Genomic DNA, 1,181 nt, shown 5'->3' with positions numbered 1-1,181 from the left:
ATGTGGTTGCGTCTAGGGAAATGCGCCGCAATCGCTTCCCGATTGACCGCTACCTGTCTGTTCACTGGATGAACGAGGTCGATATCCGCAATATCGGCGAGGAAGAGGCCAAGGGCATCCTGCGCGCGACCAATGTTGTTGGCGGGCAGGATACCCCGATCGTCCAGACGATGCTGGAGACCTACTATGCCAAGGGCAAGGGAAGTGGCCCCGAAGCTAATGTTCGTGACGTTTATTACAACATGGGCCTTGCGATCCAGGCAACGGCGCATGAGGCGGCGCGGCTGGCGATCAAGGAGAACGGATGGCCGCTGACGCCGGAGGCCATGAAGGCGGGCTATGAGTCGATCGAAAACTTCGATGCCAATGGCCTGATGGCTCCGGTAACGGTGACACCCCAGGATCATGGCGGCAGCAGTAAGACGCGCATTGAACAGTGGGATGGTGAAACCTGGGTTCCGCTGACCGACTGGAGCGCCGGGTATACCCATGTGGTGTGGGACGTGGTCAAGGAAAGTTCAGCGAAATACGGGCAATGACAGTCAGGTAGCAGAAGGCAAAGTGGCACGCAGGGCAGAGCGTCCGAACAAGAAAAGAACGCTCTGCACTAAATCGAAAAGGAGAGAAAAATGAAATACAAAAAGCAACTCAAAGCAGTGGCCCTCGCCATGGTGCTCGCATCAGGCGCGTCAGCTACATTCGCCCAAGCCGAGGAGTCGATCCAATTCGGCCTCTGCTTCGACCTCAGCAAGTCCTATTCCTTCATTTCGCCCCAGGTCGCCCAGGCGGCACGGGATCTCGCGATGTACACCAACGACAACGGCGGCATCGAGGGCCATCCCGTTGAAATCATCGTGCGCGACCACGGCAACGAACCGCAGCGTGGCGTGGAATGCTATGAGCAGCTCAAGCGTGAAGGTGTTTTCCACTTCTACTTTCTGTCCACGCCGGTCACGAACGCGGCTTTACCGCGTGCCATGAAAGACGGCAATATCCTGGCGCAAGCCTTTACGGGTCGCGGTGATGCGGTGGATGGTGAGGTGTTCGAATGGGTTTTCCCGATCGGTCCAACCTACTGGCAGCAGGCGGCCAACGACGTTGCCTTCATCAAGGAGCAATTGGGCGGCGATCTGGAAAATGCCAAGATTGGCTTCATCTATCTGGATTATCCGTTCGGTCAG

The 1,181-nt window shown here is 57.0% G+C and carries 2 protein-coding genes; both read left to right on the top strand.

Annotated elements, in window-relative coordinates:
• A partial coding sequence (locus CDH48_RS19015; protein WP_157807878.1) for an ABC transporter substrate-binding protein occupies positions 1 to 539 on the top strand: 539 nt, incomplete at its 5' end.
• 90 nt (positions 540 to 629) lie between these two features.
• Positions 630 to 1,181, top strand: a 552-nt coding sequence (locus CDH48_RS19010; protein WP_157807877.1) for an ABC transporter substrate-binding protein, incomplete at its 3' end; no start/stop codon positions are given.

This window comes from Marinobacter aromaticivorans (assembly GCF_002806975.1).
GTDB lineage: Bacteria > Pseudomonadota > Gammaproteobacteria > Pseudomonadales > Oleiphilaceae > Marinobacter > Marinobacter aromaticivorans.
The sequence above is the reverse complement of the archived record's forward strand: the minus strand, read 5'-3'. Positions and strand labels throughout refer to the sequence as shown.